The sequence below is a fragment of the Clostridium chrysemydis genome, assembly GCF_015234215.1.
Taxonomy (GTDB): domain Bacteria; phylum Bacillota; class Clostridia; order Clostridiales; family Clostridiaceae; genus Clostridium; species Clostridium chrysemydis.
This window is the reverse complement of the sequence record NZ_JADEKP010000013.1, coordinates 1-15,244: the sequence shown is the minus strand read 5'-3', so window position 1 is coordinate 15,244 and position 15,244 is coordinate 1. Positions and strand designations below refer to the sequence as shown.

Here is a 15,244-nt window from a genome sequence, read left to right as displayed (position 1 = left end):
GATATCGCTTTTATTTGTTTGAAAATATAAATTTAAAGTATTATTATCAAATAGGGGTATAGAAACTTTAAAAATATAAGAAAGGGCGTTAAGTAAATGATAATAGAAGTTAAGGATTTAAGGTATGGATCAAAAAATGATGAAATAATAAAAGGAATATCTCTTTTTATAAATAAGGGGGATTGTTTATCTATTATAGGATCTTCAGGGAGTGGTAAGAGTACATTTTTAAAATTACTTTCAGATTTAATTCCTATAGAATCAGGAGAGATATTATTTAAAGGAAAAGATTATAAAAGTTATAGTCCTTTAGAACTTAGAAAAGATATAAGATATTTAGTTCAGCTTCCATGTTTGTTTGGAGAAAAGGTTATAGATAATTTTAAACTTCCCTTTGAGATAGCAAATGAAACCTTTGATTTAGATAGGGTAAAACAAATGATAAAAAAGGTAAATTTAAATGATAGTATTTTAGATAAAAATATTAATGATTTATCTGGTGGTGAAAAGCAAAGAATAGCTTTAGGAAGAGGGCTTTTATTTAAACCAGAAGTTCTTTTATTAGATGAAGCAACATCAGCATTAGATAAAGAAAATACAGAAATTATAGAAAAGTACATAAAAGAGTTAAACGATGAAGGAATGACTATAGTTTGGGTAACTCATAATTTAGAGCAAAGCAAAAGAATTTTTAATAAGAGAATTACTATAGATTCTGGAACTATAAAAGATTTGGAGGAGTTTTAAATGAGTATAAATTCACTTATATTAACAGCTATTCTTTTAGTTGTTCCTTTAATTGTATCTTATAAACAAAAGTTAAATATAGAAAAAGATATAATTTATAGCGTAATTCGTGCAATAGTTCAACTTTTGATAGTTGGATATTTATTAGAATATATTTTTAATATAAAAAATACTATTGCAACTTTAATAATAGTTTTAATTATGATAGTAAATGCAGCCTTTAACACTAAAAAAAGAGGTAAAGGTATTGATAATATAGTTTTAATATCTTTTATATCACTTACTGTTGGAACGGTTATAACTCTTGGGACTTTAGTTTTAGTACATGCTATAGAAAATACTCCAAAAGATATGATACCAGTTGGAGGAATGATAGTTAGTAATTCTATGATAGCTATAGGACTTGCATATATGAATTTAAAATCTGGATTTAAAGAAAATAGAATACAAGTTGAGACTAAATTGTCTTTAGGGGCTGATATAAAGTTAGCATCAAAAGATATAATAAATAAAAGCATAAAACTTGCTATAGCACCTTCTATAGATTCAGCGAAGACTTTAGGAATAGTATCACTTCCAGGAATGATGACAGGTTTAATTTTAGGGGGAACTTCACCTATAATTGCAGTAAGGTTTCAAATAATGGTTACATTTATGATATTAGCATCAACGTCACTTTCAACTATTATTGCAATTTATATGTCTTATAAAAACTTTTATAATGATAGGTTACAAATAAAAGATATAGAATAAAAAAGAAGAACCGTTTTTAAGGTTCTTCTTTTTTTGATGCTTCTATTTCTTTGTTTAAGAAATAAGAGATAATAGTTCTAATTAATACTATAGATGCTAAAAGTAATATATCTTTAAAACTAGGATTTATAATAGTTTCTATTATATCTGCACAGATTAAGACTTCTAAGCTAAGTAATATATAAGAACCTAAATAGTTTTTAATAAAGATAATAGATTTAATTTTTTCATCAGTTGGACTTTTACGTAATTCAGACTTTATAAAAGAAATTAATGAAAAAATTACACCTATTAATAAAATTAATATAGATATTATGTTTATAAACCTTATTATTTCTTCTAAAATATAATTAATATCCAAATGAAATCAGTCCTTTATCTTAGTGTAATTTATATACAGTTTAAGGATATAATGGTTCAATGTCAAGAGATTAGAAAAGGAGAGGATAGATTTGTCAATAATTGCAACGGTATTTTTACCAGAGGGAATAGCTATGGCAGCAGATAGCAGATTAACAGGACTTACTACACATGAGGATGGAACTAAAGATAGAAGAACTTTAAGTGATAATTCACAAAAGTTATTTCTTATAAAGGATGGAACTATAGGTGTTTCTTGTTGTGGTGATGCTAGAATCGGAGGGAAATCTGTAGGAGATTTTATTAGAAGCTTTGAAATAGACCTTGTTAAAGAAGAGGATAATATAACAGATATAACTTATAAATTAAGGGATTACACTAAAGAAAAACACGGCAAAGGAGTAATTTATCATCTTTGTGGATACCATAATGATCTGCAATATGTATACAGCATAACTAGTGATTTAGAAATAATAAGACCAAATTTAAATAAAGAAAATAATATAGTTGCAGGAGCTTCTTTTGATGGAGAAACAGATATATTAATGGGGCTTATGACTTATAATAAAGGAATGAATATAGACTGGCAGTTTATGCAATTAAAAGATGGCATAGATTTTGCAGAGTTTATGGTTGATTTAACTATAAAAACTCAAAGGTTTAGTAAAGGACTTGCAACTTGTGGCGGGGCAATAGATCAATTAGTTATAACTAAAGACTATGCAAAATTTATAAAACATAAAATACTTCATCCATAAAATGAAAGTATTTTTAAAAAATAAGAACAAAGCGTAAATAATTTCAAAAGATATAGGTTTATGTTAAAAAGTGGTTAAATTATTAAGAAAAAATTACGAGAATAGGATAGGACGCTTAGGTATCACATTGAAATTTTACTAAAGATAAAATAATAAGAGTAATTAGAAGTCAAATTAAGAAATGAGTAGAACAATATGACTATTTGTGCTTAATAACTATAAATTAAGTTAATACGGATAAATTAGGGGAAATGATATTTAAAAGATACGGAAATTTAAAGGTATCATTAATTAATCTTAAACTGATATTAGAAGGAATTAATGGGGTAAATTAATTTATTATATATCTAATAGCAAAATCACTTTTATAGATTTAAGCAAAATTAGTCTAAATTATTTATATATTTAATGTATGAGTTTTAAAATAAGATTTGAGAGTGAAATTTTATTTTAATTTATCAAAGTTTTGATCGGGGGACCAAAACTATAAATATATAAGAGTTAATTTAAACAGAAAATCAATACTAATCGTCCCGTTTAAATTTAGTGATTTTTAAAATTTAACTTATATTTATAGGGAATTCAATTACTTAAAATAGAAGGTGTTATTAAATAATTTAATAACACCTTTTTAACTATTGTGGCAAAGCCACTTATTTAATTTAATAGCCTAAATTTTCGGGAACTACTAGTATAGTAAACCTATCTTCAAATTTTCTACCGTTATTTACAATAGATACAAAGTTACAAATTCTATCTTTTACATCACAGTTTGAGCAACTTCCAGATGAAGCGCAAGGAGTTTTGTGGTTTATTCTCTTTGAGTTTAAAATAGCAACCTTTTCAATTCTTTTATATGCAGAATCTAAATCTGAAACTATTTTATTTACGCCTATTACGCCTATTACCTTCTTAGGACCAAATAACATTTGAGCTGCTCTATTTCCTGTAGAGTCCATATTTACTAGCTCTCCATTTTTAGTTACAGCATTAGTACTTGTAACTAAAAAGTCTGCAAGAAGAGATTTTCTCATAATTTCAACCGTCTCAGAAAAAGGTACATCTTTGTATCTATCAAATAATTTATAATCATCACTTCTAAAGGTTTCTAATAAATTTAAACTATTTAAAGTTACAGAACCCCCAAGGGCTATAGATGAGCCTTTAGGAATGATATTTAAAATAGTAGACCTAGCCTCTTCTAAATCTTTACAGTATTTAGCGTTATAATATTTAGAGTTTAATATATCCACAATTTCTTTTGCATCGCATTCCATTTTCCACTTTATAATTTTATCCATAATAATCACCTCTATTTAAATAAAATAGCAAATGTTATGCCAAAGCTAGTGTCATATTAAATTATAGATATTTACAAATATTATAAATATTAAAACAACGTTGAAAAGTCGAGTTATAAATTTATCTGATACTGATTTATTAAGTTTATATCCTAAGAATCCTCCTAAAACTCCACCTACTATCATATAAGGCATAACCTTTAAATTATAGCTAGAAAATCCTGTAGTTAAAGCTATAGATAAGATTTTAGCGCCCTGTGAGAAAAATATTAAAATAATTGAGTTTCTAGCAGCATCTTTAGTATTCATACTAAATAGTAATGAAAATATAGCTACGTTTATAGGGCCACCACCTATTCCTAGGAAGGAAGCTAATGCGCCTAAAATTAAACCAACTACAAAAATCAATACTAAGGATTTAACTTTAAACTCTTTTAATCTATCTTTATGGTTTATATATACGTAAACTACAGCTAGTAAAAAAATAAGCATAAGACTTTGAAGCACTGCGACTACTTTAGAATTACTAGATAAAGATAGCATAAATTTTAAAAGTTTTTCACCAATGACTCCGCCTAACGTAGACCCTAAAGCTATAGTTACAGTTGTTTTAAAATTAATAGGATCTTTCATTTTAATTTGTTTTATAAGAGAAACAACTGCCATAGAAAATATTGTTATTGAGGATAATAAAGTTACAGTTTTTAAATCAAACATATTAAATGATTCTAAAACAGGTTTTATTATAACCCCTCCACCTATTCCAGATGAGGCTCCTATAGTTGTTGCGATTATTGCTATTAAAAAGCAAATAATAATCATAATTTCACCTCTCTGATTTTCTTAAGGTTTTACGTATGCAAATCCTTCTTCTTGCTTTTTAATAAGCTCTAAAACACCAGCAGGTACAACTGTTATAAAATCTAATAGATCTTCTTTTCTTATATTTAAATTATTTAGTGTATTATTACAAGCGGATATAACTACTCCTTTTTCTGATATATCTTCTAAAGCTTCTATAAAATTAGATTCTTTTGAAAAATCTTTAGTTAAAAATCTTATAGGATCATTATGAACTAAAAGTTCTATTTGAATTTCTTCTCCTGAATTCAAAAGGTTTTTAATATTACCTAATGCGATTTTAAAATGGTCATTTTCATTTACGTGTAAAATTACTTTCATATTAAACATCTCCTTTTAATTAAAAGCATAGTACAAAAGTTTGCTTTTAGTATTTCTAAACTTTAAATATTAGTTAAACAAAAAAATTTGTTATAATTATAATTAGAAATTTTAAGGGAGATGAGACTAAAGTGAATACAACAATTTATTTAACAAGACACGGACAAACAGAATGGAATATAGAGAAAAGACTTCAAGGAAGAGGAAACTCGTCTTTAACAAAAGATGGGATAGATAGGGCAAAAGAGTTAAGAGAAAGAATTAAAGAAATAGAATTAGATGTTATTTATTCAAGTCCTATAGAAAGAGCATTACATACTGCAAACATAATAAAGGGAGAAAAACAATTAGAAGTAATAACAGAAGATGGACTTATGGAAATGTGCTTTGGAGATTATGAAGGCAGAAAGACTGATGAAGTTATGAAAGAAAATCCAGAGTGGAATATAGATTTAATTATGCATGGAGATGTTAACCTTTCTGCGCCTAATGGTGAAAACTTAGGAAGTGTTAGAACTAGAGTTAAAGATGCTATGGATAAAATAATTAAAGAAAATAGAGGGAAAAATGTTTTAATTGTAGCACATGGCATAACATTAAAAGCACTTATGCATTATTTTAAAGATGAGGAAGTAAACTCAGAAGTTATGGGACAAGCTACCCTAACTAAGATAATAGTAGATAAGGATAATAACTTTAATATTGAATTTAAAAATGATGATAGTCATTTTACAGTTAAAAATCAAAAGCTTGGATGGTAGGAAGTCTTTTAGTATATAATTATAGTATAGAAAATTTTAAAAAGTGAGAAGGGATATTTATGAAATGTGAAATCCTATCAATAGGAACAGAGTTATTACTCGGTGATATATTAAATACTAATGCTCAGTTTTTAAGTAAAGAACTAGCTAATTTAGGACTTGATGTTTACTATCAAGGAGTAGTTGGAGATAACAAAGAAAGAATTTTAAAAGCATTTGAAGAGGGATTTAAAAGAAGTGAAATAATCTTAACTACAGGTGGGTTAGGTCCAACTAAAGACGATTTAACTAAAGAACTTGCAGCAGAGTATTTAGGGTTAGATTTAAAGCTTCATAAAGAAAGCTTAGAATCAATCAAAGATTATTTTGAAAAATTAGGAAGAGAATGTGTAAAAAGCAATGAAAAACAAGCATATTTTCCAGAGGAAGCTATAATTTTAAAAAATAATTTTGGAACTGCACCTGGTGCAATAATGAAAAAAAATAATAAAACAATAATCATACTTCCAGGACCTCCAAAAGAAATGAAACCTATGTTTTTAAATGAAGCTAGGCCTTATTTAGAAAAACTAACAGAAACTACTATAGTTTCCGATATAATAAGGATTTTTGGAGTAGGTGAGAGTAAGGTAGATGAACTTTTAGAAGATCTAATAAGAAATTCTAAAAACCCTACAGTTGCACCTTATGCAAAAGAAGGTGAAGTTATATTAAGAGTAACTTCTAAAGGAAGTTCTAAAAAACAATGTGAAGATTTAAATAAACCTGTTATTTTAGAAATAAAAAAGGTTTTAAAAGATAATGTTTATGGAATGGGAGAAGACCCTATCCAATTTGTTGTAGCTAAATCTTTAATTAAAAAAGGATTAACTATAGGCTCAGCTGAATCTTGTACTGGAGGACTTATAGCAGCTAGACTTATAGACTATCCTGGAGTTTCTAGTGTGTTTTTAGAAGGTGCTGTAACTTATTCAAACGAAGCAAAGATTAGGACTTTAAAAGTAAGAGAAGAAACTCTAGATACGGTTGGTGCTGTAAGTGAAGAAACAGCAATAGAAATGGCAGAAGGAATAGCAAAAAGATGCGGTTCTGATATTGGTATTTCTACAACAGGTATAGCAGGACCAGGCGGAGGAACAGAAGAAAAACCAGTAGGTTTAGTTTACATAGGTATATATGTAAATGGGAAAGCATATGCTAAAAGGCACATCTTTACAGGTAATAGGGAAGCTGTTAGAAATAGAGCTTGTATGACAGCTCTAGATATGGTAAGAAGAGAATTACTAAAGATTAAATAACAAAAAAACAACTCTCTTAACTGACGTAATTTAAGAGAGTTGTATATTTGTATATAAATAAAATGGGGGAGAGGCGATTAATTAATGAAGCAAATAGCCTCAGTAAAAAGTTTATCCAATTTAAAAAATAATATTCAAAGTAAAAGGAGTTTTTATGAGAAATGTACTAAGAGCTAATAAATATTTTCTAATAATTTTAATATTAGAAGTATTTATGCCAATACCTTTAAGTTTTATTTATAAAATTCTAGGAATAACTGATATAAAACTTATGTTAGCTTTAAATCATTTTATGCTATTTATAGTTCCAGCAATTATTTATGTATTAGTTACAAAATGCAACGTTAAAGAAACATTTAGATTCAAAAAGTTACCGATTAAGGATTTTTTCTTAGTTATACTATTAGGAATAGGATGTTTATTTATAACTAACTTTTTTGGACTTATAAGTGGGTTTATATTTGAAAATAACATAGGCGAGTTTATAACAAAGATAAATAGCAGTCCTTATATAATTTTATTATTGCTAGTTGCTGTGATGCCTTCAATTACAGAAGAAATCACTTTAAGAGGAGTTATATTATCTGGATATAACGAAAAGAGCAAATTAAAAGCAGCATTAGTTAGTGGACTTTTCTTTGGAATGTTTCATTTAGACTTTCAACAATTCGTATATGCTACAGTTTTAGGTTTTATATTAGCTTATACAGTAAGAGTTACAGGAAGTATTTTTTCATCTATGATAATTCACTTTATAATAAACGGTACTTCAATTACTTTAAATAAATTAATGCAAGTAGTTTCACCAGCATCTTTAGATAGTGCAGCAGATGTATCTCTTAAAAATTTAGCTATAAACGAAAAGATAACTTTAGCAATAGGTGGAGTATTTTGGTTAGCTATAGGAACTTTAATTGCAGTATTTGTTTTAAGAAAGCTTCAAAAGCTTAGTGATATAAGAAATGGAATAGTAAAAGAAATAGTTTATGATGAGGATTCTGTATTTACTTTAAGAGATGAAAAAGTAAATATAGAAGATAATAGAATGGTAAGAAAAGAGACAAGCAGAGAAAGAATAATAGATTGGCCTTTTGTTTTATCAATAGTATTTTATTTATTAGTAATGATAGTAATTCCATTTATAATAAGAAAAATTGTCTAAAAGGATTTCCCTTTTAGACAATTTTTTTTAGGCTTTAGTTATGTTATTTGAGTTTGAGTAAAAGTAGGTAAAGTCAGTTTTCTTAACCCAACCACGAGAGTTTATATTTGAATCTACAGGTAAAAGTACATAATACCAATATATCCCTAAATGATTTGCCCTATCTATAATTATTACCTCCATCTTTAAATTAGTTTTTAAAAGAATTGGAGAATTTAAAGTAGGTGCTAAAAGTATGTTTGAATTTTCATTTAAAATGCCTCTAGGTTCTTTAGGTAAAAGGAATTCTATTTCTAATTTTTCTTTAGAAGAAAAACTAGATTCATCACTTCTAAAATTAGAATTACTGTCTTTTGATAATTTTGAGCGTAAACTTGTTACGTGACTATTAGATATAACAAGGTCACGTTTTAATCTCTTTAATTTATTTTCATAGGAAAAAATTACAAAAAGACTTCCTAAGATTAAAAATCCAACTAATATCAAACCAAAAGTAAACATAAACTAACCTCTAAATTATTTCACAGTATAAATATATTTAATAAAACCATTAAAGATACCAAAAAAATTCAATTGACTTAAACATAGGTTATATTTTATCCTTTAAATTAAGAAAGGGTGTGTTATAAATTATGAAGAAAAAAGTAGCATTTGTTTGCGTACATAATTCATGTAGATCTCAGATGGCTGAAGCTTTAGGCAAACTTTATGGAGAAGATGTATTTTTAAGTTATTCAGCGGGAACTGAAACTAAACCTGAAATTAATAAAGATGCAGTAAGATTAATTAAGGATTTATACGATATAGATATGAATGAAACTCAAAAGTCTAAGCTTTTAAGTGATATACCAGAAGTTGATATAGTTATAAAGATGGGGTGCAATGTTGTATGTCCATACGTCAAAGCGACTCATACAGAAGACTGGGGCTTAGAAGACCCTACAGGAAAATCAGACGAGGAATTTATATTAATCATAAAATCTATTGAAGAAAAGATAAAAGATTTAAAGCTTAGAATAGAAAATAATATAATTTAAATATAAAAAGTGGACAAACTGTTTGTCCACTTTTTGATTTATAAAAGACTCATAACTTCTTTAAAGACTTTTGATATATCATCATTAATAATTAAATCTGCATTAGAATCAGCAGAAGTTGTACTTTTGTTAATTAAAACAAGGTTTTTACCTCTAAAGTAATTTATAAGACTAGCTGCTGGATAAACAACAAGTGAAGTCCCTCCGATTATTAAAGTATCTGCCTTTGAAATTGCAGTAACTGCACCTTTAATAACATCATCATCTAAAGCTTCTTCATATAAAACTACATCAGGTTTAACTATACTGCCGCATTTAGTGCAAAGAGGAATGTCATTTGAATTAAGTATAAAGTTAACATCATAAAAGGCATTACATTTAGTGCAGTAATTTCTAAGGACAGAGCCGTGAAGTTCAAAAACATTTTTACTTCCTGCAGCTTGATGAAGCCCGTCGATATTTTGAGTAACTATAGCCTTAACTTTATTTATTTTCTCAAGCTTTGCTAAAGCTATATGACAATCATTAGGTTTAGCATCTTCATAAATAAGTTTAGCTCTATAAAAGTTAAAAAATTCTTTTGGGTATTTTAAATAAAAGCTATGAGACACTAACTGCTCAGGTGAAATAGTCATGTTAAGCTTTTCGTTAAAAAGACCATTAGCACTTCTAAAGTCAGGTATTCCACTTGCAGTAGAAACTCCAGCGCCACCAAAGAATACAATATTATTACTATTTTTTATAATCTCAGATAATTCTTTTATTTTATTATCCATAATATCATCTCCGTATTTTAATTTATTATTTAATTATGACATAAAGAAATTATAAATCAAACAGAGGGAGAAAACATATTTAGCTAAATGTAAATGATTACTAGATGTGTGGTATAATAAATTTTATGGAATAAAGTATTAGGAGATAGTTATAAATGTTTAAGGAAATAAAAAGAGAAGATTTAAATGAATTAGTAGATATTTATATAGAGGCTTTTAATGGAGAGCCTTGGAATGATAATTGGACTTATGAAACTGCAAGTAAAAGACTTAAAAATATGTTAGACGACAGTGGCTTTTATGGACTAAAGCTTATAAAGGATAACGAGATAGTAGCTTTTATATTAGGACACGAAGAACAGTACTATGATGGAATAATGTTTAATATAAAAGAGTTTTGCGTTAGAAAGTCTATTCACGGTAACAATGTTGGAAGTAAGCTTTTAGAAGAATTTGAAGAAAAGCTTAAAGAACGTGGAGTAAAAGAGATTGTTTTAATGACAAAAAGACACGATAAAGCAGAAGGTTTCTATAATAGAAGAGGATATAAAACTTTAGAACATCTTATATTTATGAGTAAAGAAAAATAAATTATCAGGTGAAAATTATGGAATATAAGAAAATAATAGTACTTGGCTGCAGTGGGAGTGGTAAAAGTACCCTAGCTAAAAAGCTTGGAGAAATATTAAATATTAGAGTTATACATTTAGATAAACTATATTGGAATGAAAATTGGGTCCCTGTAAGTTTAGAAGAATTCGATAATAGACTTGATTTTGAAATGAGTAAAGAATCTTGGATAATAGATGGAAACTTTGGAAGAACTATTCCTAAGAGGTTAGAAAGATGCGACGCTGTAATTTATTTAGATTATAAAAGAAGAGTTTGCATTAGAGGAGCTTTAAAAAGATTTATAACTAATTACGGTAAAACAAGGTCTGATATGGGAAAGGGATGTATAGAAAAAATTGATATAGAGTTTTTAAGTTGGATTTGGAATTTTAATAAAAACTATAGAATAGAATATTTGAAGATGATAAAAGAATCAAAGGGTAAAGATATATACATAGTTTCTTCAAGAAAAGAAGGAGAAGAACTACTAAATAAATTAAAAAGAGGTTAGGGTATGGAAATAAGAAAGGCAAAAAGAAAAGATATAGAATCATTAATAGAAAATAGAATAGAATTTTTATCTCTAATAAGAGATATGGATAATGAAGATGAACTTAGAGTAGCTTTAAAAGATTATTTAGAAAAACATATAGAAGATGATACTTTAGTAATATATATAGGGCTTATAAATAATAAAATAGTAGCATCTGCAATACTTACTATATACGAAAGAATACCTACAGCGGCTTGTATTTCAGGAAAAATGGCTACACTTTTAAACGTATATACAGTAAAAGAGTATAGAAGAAAAGGTTTTGCAAAAGAAATAGTTAGAAATATATTAAAAGATGCAAAAGAAATAGGTGTTGTTAAAGTGCAACTAGAATATACTGATGATGGATATGAATTATATAGGGATTTAGGGTTTAGTCCATTAAATAGGGAGATGGCTATAATCTTAGAATAAATTTTAAGGAGTGGGGATATGAAGATAGCTGTAATTTATAAATCTAAATATGGAACTACAAAAATATATGCGAAATGGATAAGTGAGGAACTAAATGCAGACTTATTTGAAAACAATAATCTTAAAGCTGATACTTTTTTAGATTATGATGTAATAGTATATGGTGGAGGTTTATATGCAGGTGGAACAAGTGGATTAGATTTTATCACTAAAAATTACAACATGTTAAAAGGTAAAAAGTTAATTGTATTTACTTGTGGACTTGCAGATCCAAACGTTTTAGAAAATAAAGAAGCTATTTTAAGAAATACAGTAAGAACATTTAATGATGATATGAAAGATAATATTAAAATATTTAACTTAAGAGGAGGAATAGATTATAAAAAGCTATCTGTAATTCATAAAACTATGATGTATATGCTTAAGAAATCAATTAGTAAAAAGGAAGAATTAACTCCTGAAAATAATGAGTTCTTAGAGACATATGGAAAGGTTGTAGATTTTACAGACAAAGGAAGTATAAAGCCTATATTAGATTATATTAAAAAATAATTAGAAACTATTTGACAAATAAGCTCAAATTATGTATACTGATTAAGTAATCTAGTGATGATGGCGTAGAGGAAACACTCCTTCCCATTCCGAACAGGAAAGTTAAGCTCTACAGCGCCGATGGTACTGCACGGGAGACTGTGTGGGAGAGTAGGACGTTGCTAGGTCATCTGGCTCGATAGCTCAGTCGGTAGAGCAGAGGACTGAAAATCCTCGTGTCGCTGGTTCGATTCCTGCTCGAGCCACCAAAAAGCACTAACTTTGGTTAGTGCTTTTTTTACGTATAAAAGTATAGAATGAAATAATTTATTAAAGTGGCGCTTGCCACTTTTTCTTTTAAATAAATTTATAAAAACTAAAGACAAATTTAAAGAGAGGGGATAAAATAAAGTTAAAAAGTAATGGAGGGTGATTACATTGATAAAAGAATGTTGTGTGGGAAATTATTTAGAAGCAAAAGAAGGTTTCTTAAAGGGTGCTAATAGAATAGAGCTTTGTGATAATTTATTAGAAGGGGGAACTACTCCAAGTATAGGAACAATAAAAAAGGCAAAAGAAAACATAAATATTCCAATAAACGTTATAATAAGACCTAGAGGTGGAAACTTTACATATAATGAAGATGAGATTGAGATAATGTTAGAAGATATAAAGGTGTGTAAAGAGATTGGGGTAAATGGAATAGTATTTGGGATATTAGACGAGAATGGGAAAATAGATATCAAAAACAGTAAAAGACTTTTAGAAGAGGCAAAAGGATTAAATGCAACTTTTCATATGGCTTTTGATGAAATAAAGAATAAAAAAGAAGCTATAGATATTTTAGTAAGTTTAGGCGTTGATAGAATACTTACAAAAGGCGGAGAGAATAGTGCCTTAGAAAATCTAGCTACAATAAAGGAACTTATAGAATATGCAGATGACAGGATAATATTAATGCCTGGTGGTGGTGTTAATAAAGATAATTTTGAATATGTAATAAGTAAGACTAACTGTATAGAGGTTCATGGAACAAAAATCGTATAAAAGTATAAATATAAGAGAGTTATATAAATTATTTTATGTAGCTCTCTATTTTTATGAATAAAACATATAAATAAGTACATAATATAATAATGGAAATTAACAAAAGAGTTATAAAATAACTCTTTACAAGATAAAGAAAAACTGTTAAAATTAGGACAAAGATAACTTAATGAATTTTAAACACTTTAATAATCAAGCTTTAAGATTTGCTTAAGGAAGTATTAAGATTTAACAGTTACAATAATAGTATAAGGTTATGAGAATAATATTAGGAGTTGGTGTTGTTATGGGAGAAAAACTTAGAATGACGGATGAAGAATACGATAGGATATGTAAAGGGATTATTGTAGGGGTAGCTTTAGGAACTTTAGTTGGAGTGGTTAGAGGGAATGTTACCTTTTATTTCGCATTAGGTGGAGTATCAGGAATAATAGTATCAACAATTTATAATATGGTTAAAAAACACGATAAAAAAAGAATTCACAATTCAAATTTAGATTAATATAATAAAATTAGAAAAATCTAAATTGAGGTTAGAAAATGGAGTTCATATCAATAGCGTTTATTATGATAGTAATAGCAGTTATAGTTGGAGCAAATATAAATCGCAAAAACATAGATAAATATTTAGAAAAAGATGTATTATATGATAAAGAAACTTTAGATATTTTGAAAAGATATGAATTAATAACAGAAGAACAATATAATGATATGATAGAAATCGTAAAAGATAATTTATAAAAATAAGCCATCTATTAAAACTAATAGATGGCTTATTTTTATTTAGATATTTTCTATTTGCCAATCAATTTCTTTTTGGTTAGTGCTTTTTAAAAATTCGTTAGCTTTAGAAAAGGGTTTAGAACCAAAAAATCCTCTAGAAGCAGACAAAGGACTCGGATGAACTGATTGAATAATAAAATGGTTTTTGTTTGTTATAAGTTCCTTTTTCTTTATTGCATGAGCTCCCCATAAAATAAATACGATTGGAGTTTCCTTTTTATTTAGAAGTTTTATTATTTCATCAGTAAATAAAGACCAGCCTAAGTTTTTATGGGATGCTGCGCTATGTGCTTCTACAGTTAGTGTTGTATTTAAAAGAAGAACACCTTGATCAGCCCATTTTTTTAGATAACCGTTATTTGGGATATAGCATCCTAAATCAGTATTTAATTCTTTATATATATTTCTAAGTGAAGGTGGAGTTTTAACTCCTACATTTACTGAAAAACTTAATCCGTGGGCTTGGTTTGGTCCGTGGTACGGGTCCTGACCTAGGATTACAACTTTAGTATCTTTATAGCTAGTATAATGAAGGGCATTAAAAATATCATACATATTTGGATATATCGTTTTATTTTTATAAGCATCAATTAAAAAAGATCGTATCTTTTTATAGTAATCTTTTTGAAATTCATCTTTTAATAAATCTTGCCAATCATTTTTAAGTATCTCTTTCATTTAGTTAAGCCTCCTTAAATCTGTCTTTTAAGCAATTATAACACAATATTTTCGTTCAGAATCTTCTAAATTTTCTATAAAAATATGAAAACACAACCTAGAGTATCAATATACATAAAAATGAGTTATTTAATAAATTTAAGAGTATATTAAATATAATTTAGGAAAATACTATATTTATACGAGTCATATTTTATCGAAAATTATATAATAAATCCTGTCGCTGATGCAAAACGCAAACAAGCGATACGCTAAGTTTGAAGGTTAAAAACATTTTAATTAAAAAGTGTTGACAACTTAAAACTTAAGTGTTAAGATAAGCAAGTCGCTTGAGTGCGACGGAGATTAAATGGTCTTTGAAAATTGAACAGATTTATATAATACAAAACCAGCAATTCTTTTTACGAATTTAAGTTTTAAGAGTACAGATTAAACTTTTTATTGAGAGTTTGATCCTGGCTCAGGACGAACGCTGGCGGCGTGCCTAACAC

Annotated in this window: 21 protein-coding genes, 1 tRNA gene and 1 rRNA gene; 16 read left to right on the top strand and 7 right to left on the bottom strand. The window is 27.6% G+C overall.

The genetic code is table 11. The annotated features are described in order from the left end of the window. The first annotated feature begins 96 nt into the window (after positions 1–96). Both INR60_RS16460 and INR60_RS16455 read left to right on the top strand, forming a co-directional pair. Positions 97–747: an ABC transporter ATP-binding protein gene (locus INR60_RS16460; RefSeq protein ID WP_194192581.1), complete on the top strand. Its 651-nt coding sequence runs from the start codon at positions 97–99 to the stop codon at positions 745–747. Then, on the top strand, positions 748–1,500 hold the full coding sequence (locus INR60_RS16455) for an ABC transporter permease (RefSeq protein WP_194192580.1): 753 nt from the start codon (positions 748–750) through the stop codon (positions 1,498–1,500). Positions 1,501–1,516: 16 nt separating this feature from the next. Here INR60_RS16455 and INR60_RS16450 read toward each other — a convergent pair whose 3' ends face one another. Further along, a complete protein-coding gene (locus INR60_RS16450) occupies positions 1,517–1,861 on the bottom strand; it encodes a DUF1622 domain-containing protein (protein ID WP_194192579.1) in 345 nt (114 codons plus the stop codon). Positions 1,862–1,952: 91 nt separating this feature from the next. Here INR60_RS16450 and INR60_RS16445 point away from each other — a divergent pair, with 91 nt between their 5' ends. Continuing rightward, the gene (locus INR60_RS16445; RefSeq protein ID WP_194192578.1) at positions 1,953–2,618 is read left to right on the top strand and encodes a hypothetical protein; all 666 of its coding nucleotides are present in this window, start codon (positions 1,953–1,955) and stop codon (positions 2,616–2,618) included. A gap of 662 nt (positions 2,619–3,280) precedes the next feature. Here INR60_RS16445 and INR60_RS16440 read toward each other — a convergent pair. The 3 genes from INR60_RS16440 to INR60_RS16430 are packed head-to-tail and all read right to left on the bottom strand — an operon-like array spanning position 3,281 to position 5,101. Next, positions 3,281–3,919, bottom strand: a complete 639-nt coding sequence (locus tag INR60_RS16440) for a lactate utilization protein (RefSeq protein WP_194192577.1) — start codon at positions 3,917–3,919, stop codon at positions 3,281–3,283. Between the two features lie 51 nt (positions 3,920–3,970). Then, a complete protein-coding gene (locus tag INR60_RS16435) occupies positions 3,971–4,741 on the bottom strand; it encodes a sulfite exporter TauE/SafE family protein (RefSeq protein ID WP_194192576.1) in 771 nt (256 codons plus the stop codon). 21 nt (positions 4,742–4,762) lie between these two features. Next, positions 4,763–5,101 carry a DsrE family protein gene (locus INR60_RS16430; protein ID WP_194192575.1) on the bottom strand — a complete coding sequence of 113 codons (339 nt, stop codon included), beginning with the start codon at positions 5,099–5,101 and terminating at the stop codon, positions 4,763–4,765. A gap of 131 nt (positions 5,102–5,232) precedes the next feature. Here INR60_RS16430 and INR60_RS16425 point away from each other — a divergent pair, with 131 nt between their 5' ends. The 3 genes from INR60_RS16425 to INR60_RS16415 all read left to right on the top strand — a co-directional run bounded on the left by INR60_RS16425 (position 5,233) and on the right by INR60_RS16415 (position 8,322). Continuing rightward, entirely contained in the window at positions 5,233–5,862 is a 630-nt protein-coding gene (locus INR60_RS16425) for a histidine phosphatase family protein (RefSeq protein ID WP_194192574.1), read from the top strand. Positions 5,863–5,921: 59 nt separating this feature from the next. Beyond that, positions 5,922–7,160 (top strand): competence/damage-inducible protein A, encoded by a 1,239-nt coding sequence (locus INR60_RS16420; RefSeq protein WP_194192573.1) that lies wholly within the window; start codon positions 5,922–5,924, stop codon positions 7,158–7,160. A gap of 154 nt (positions 7,161–7,314) precedes the next feature. Continuing rightward, positions 7,315–8,322 carry a CPBP family intramembrane glutamic endopeptidase gene (locus INR60_RS16415; RefSeq protein WP_194192572.1) on the top strand — a complete coding sequence of 336 codons (1,008 nt, stop codon included), beginning with the start codon at positions 7,315–7,317 and terminating at the stop codon, positions 8,320–8,322. Between the two features lie 27 nt (positions 8,323–8,349). Here the strand turns inward: INR60_RS16415 and INR60_RS16410 are convergent, their stop codons facing one another. After that, on the bottom strand, positions 8,350–8,823 hold the full coding sequence (locus tag INR60_RS16410) for a hypothetical protein (protein ID WP_194192571.1): 474 nt from the start codon (positions 8,821–8,823) through the stop codon (positions 8,350–8,352). A 131-nt stretch (positions 8,824–8,954) separates the two neighbouring features. Here INR60_RS16410 and INR60_RS16405 point away from each other — a divergent pair, with 131 nt between their 5' ends. Then, positions 8,955–9,359: an arsenate reductase ArsC gene (locus tag INR60_RS16405; RefSeq protein ID WP_194192570.1), complete on the top strand. Its 405-nt coding sequence runs from the start codon at positions 8,955–8,957 to the stop codon at positions 9,357–9,359. A 38-nt stretch (positions 9,360–9,397) separates the two neighbouring features. On the opposite strand, the gene INR60_RS16400 is transcribed toward INR60_RS16405, so the two are convergent. Beyond that, positions 9,398–10,135, bottom strand: coding sequence for an NAD-dependent protein deacylase (locus tag INR60_RS16400; RefSeq protein ID WP_194192569.1), 738 nt, complete (start codon positions 10,133–10,135; stop codon positions 9,398–9,400). 155 nt (positions 10,136–10,290) lie between these two features. Here INR60_RS16400 and INR60_RS16395 point away from each other — a divergent pair, with 155 nt between their 5' ends. The 9 genes from INR60_RS16395 (at position 10,291) to INR60_RS16355 (ending at position 14,033) form a co-directional block, all read left to right on the top strand. Continuing rightward, positions 10,291–10,725: a GNAT family N-acetyltransferase gene (locus INR60_RS16395; RefSeq protein WP_194192568.1), complete on the top strand. Its 435-nt coding sequence runs from the start codon at positions 10,291–10,293 to the stop codon at positions 10,723–10,725. A 17-nt stretch (positions 10,726–10,742) separates the two neighbouring features. Further along, complete coding sequence (locus INR60_RS16390) at positions 10,743–11,258, top strand: P-loop NTPase family protein (RefSeq protein ID WP_194192567.1); 516 nt, start codon at positions 10,743–10,745, stop codon at positions 11,256–11,258. A gap of 3 nt (positions 11,259–11,261) precedes the next feature. Then, entirely contained in the window at positions 11,262–11,714 is a 453-nt protein-coding gene (locus INR60_RS16385) for a GNAT family N-acetyltransferase (protein ID WP_194192566.1), read from the top strand. An 18-nt stretch (positions 11,715–11,732) separates the two neighbouring features. Beyond that, complete coding sequence (locus INR60_RS16380; protein ID WP_194192565.1) at positions 11,733–12,266, top strand: flavodoxin domain-containing protein; 534 nt, start codon at positions 11,733–11,735, stop codon at positions 12,264–12,266. A 50-nt stretch (positions 12,267–12,316) separates the two neighbouring features. Beyond that, a 5S ribosomal RNA gene (rrf, locus tag INR60_RS16375) occupies positions 12,317–12,433 on the top strand. A gap of 5 nt (positions 12,434–12,438) precedes the next feature. Beyond that, positions 12,439–12,514, top strand: a tRNA-Phe gene (locus INR60_RS16370). 163 nt (positions 12,515–12,677) lie between these two features. Beyond that, positions 12,678–13,292, top strand: coding sequence for a copper homeostasis protein CutC (locus INR60_RS16365; protein ID WP_338015021.1), 615 nt, complete (start codon positions 12,678–12,680; stop codon positions 13,290–13,292). Between the two features lie 256 nt (positions 13,293–13,548). Next, positions 13,549–13,794: a hypothetical protein gene (locus tag INR60_RS16360; RefSeq protein WP_194192563.1), complete on the top strand. Its 246-nt coding sequence runs from the start codon at positions 13,549–13,551 to the stop codon at positions 13,792–13,794. 38 nt (positions 13,795–13,832) lie between these two features. Continuing rightward, positions 13,833–14,033 (top strand): hypothetical protein, encoded by a 201-nt coding sequence (locus INR60_RS16355; protein WP_194192562.1) that lies wholly within the window; start codon positions 13,833–13,835, stop codon positions 14,031–14,033. Between the two features lie 42 nt (positions 14,034–14,075). Here INR60_RS16355 and INR60_RS16350 read toward each other — a convergent pair whose 3' ends face one another. Continuing rightward, positions 14,076–14,753: a uracil-DNA glycosylase gene (locus INR60_RS16350; RefSeq protein ID WP_194192561.1), complete on the bottom strand. Its 678-nt coding sequence runs from the start codon at positions 14,751–14,753 to the stop codon at positions 14,076–14,078. Between the last annotated feature and the right edge of the window lie 491 nt (positions 14,754–15,244).

What these genes read in the sequence shown, in the direction of transcription:
- INR60_RS16460 (WP_194192581.1), top strand. Translation starts at nt 97, where the DNA reads ATGATAATAGAAGTTAAGGATTTAAGGTATGGATCAAAAAATGATGAA.
- INR60_RS16455 (WP_194192580.1), top strand. Translation starts at nt 748, where the DNA reads ATGAGTATAAATTCACTTATATTAACAGCTATTCTTTTAGTTGTTCCT.
- INR60_RS16440 (WP_194192577.1), bottom strand. Translation starts at nt 3,919, where the DNA reads ATGGATAAAATTATAAAGTGGAAAATGGAATGCGATGCAAAAGAAATT.
- INR60_RS16435 (WP_194192576.1), bottom strand. Translation starts at nt 4,741, where the DNA reads ATGATTATTATTTGCTTTTTAATAGCAATAATCGCAACAACTATAGGA.
- INR60_RS16430 (WP_194192575.1), bottom strand. Translation starts at nt 5,101, where the DNA reads ATGAAAGTAATTTTACACGTAAATGAAAATGACCATTTTAAAATCGCA.
- INR60_RS16420 (WP_194192573.1), top strand. Translation starts at nt 5,922, where the DNA reads ATGAAATGTGAAATCCTATCAATAGGAACAGAGTTATTACTCGGTGAT.
- INR60_RS16415 (WP_194192572.1), top strand. Translation starts at nt 7,315, where the DNA reads ATGAGAAATGTACTAAGAGCTAATAAATATTTTCTAATAATTTTAATA.
- INR60_RS16410 (WP_194192571.1), bottom strand. Translation starts at nt 8,823, where the DNA reads ATGTTTACTTTTGGTTTGATATTAGTTGGATTTTTAATCTTAGGAAGT.
- INR60_RS16405 (WP_194192570.1), top strand. Translation starts at nt 8,955, where the DNA reads ATGAAGAAAAAAGTAGCATTTGTTTGCGTACATAATTCATGTAGATCT.
- INR60_RS16400 (WP_194192569.1), bottom strand. Translation starts at nt 10,135, where the DNA reads ATGGATAATAAAATAAAAGAATTATCTGAGATTATAAAAAATAGTAAT.
- INR60_RS16395 (WP_194192568.1), top strand. Translation starts at nt 10,291, where the DNA reads ATGTTTAAGGAAATAAAAAGAGAAGATTTAAATGAATTAGTAGATATT.
- INR60_RS16390 (WP_194192567.1), top strand. Translation starts at nt 10,743, where the DNA reads ATGGAATATAAGAAAATAATAGTACTTGGCTGCAGTGGGAGTGGTAAA.
- INR60_RS16385 (WP_194192566.1), top strand. Translation starts at nt 11,262, where the DNA reads ATGGAAATAAGAAAGGCAAAAAGAAAAGATATAGAATCATTAATAGAA.
- INR60_RS16380 (WP_194192565.1), top strand. Translation starts at nt 11,733, where the DNA reads ATGAAGATAGCTGTAATTTATAAATCTAAATATGGAACTACAAAAATA.
- INR60_RS16360 (WP_194192563.1), top strand. Translation starts at nt 13,549, where the DNA reads ATGAGAATAATATTAGGAGTTGGTGTTGTTATGGGAGAAAAACTTAGA.
- INR60_RS16355 (WP_194192562.1), top strand. Translation starts at nt 13,833, where the DNA reads ATGGAGTTCATATCAATAGCGTTTATTATGATAGTAATAGCAGTTATA.
- INR60_RS16350 (WP_194192561.1), bottom strand. Translation starts at nt 14,753, where the DNA reads ATGAAAGAGATACTTAAAAATGATTGGCAAGATTTATTAAAAGATGAA.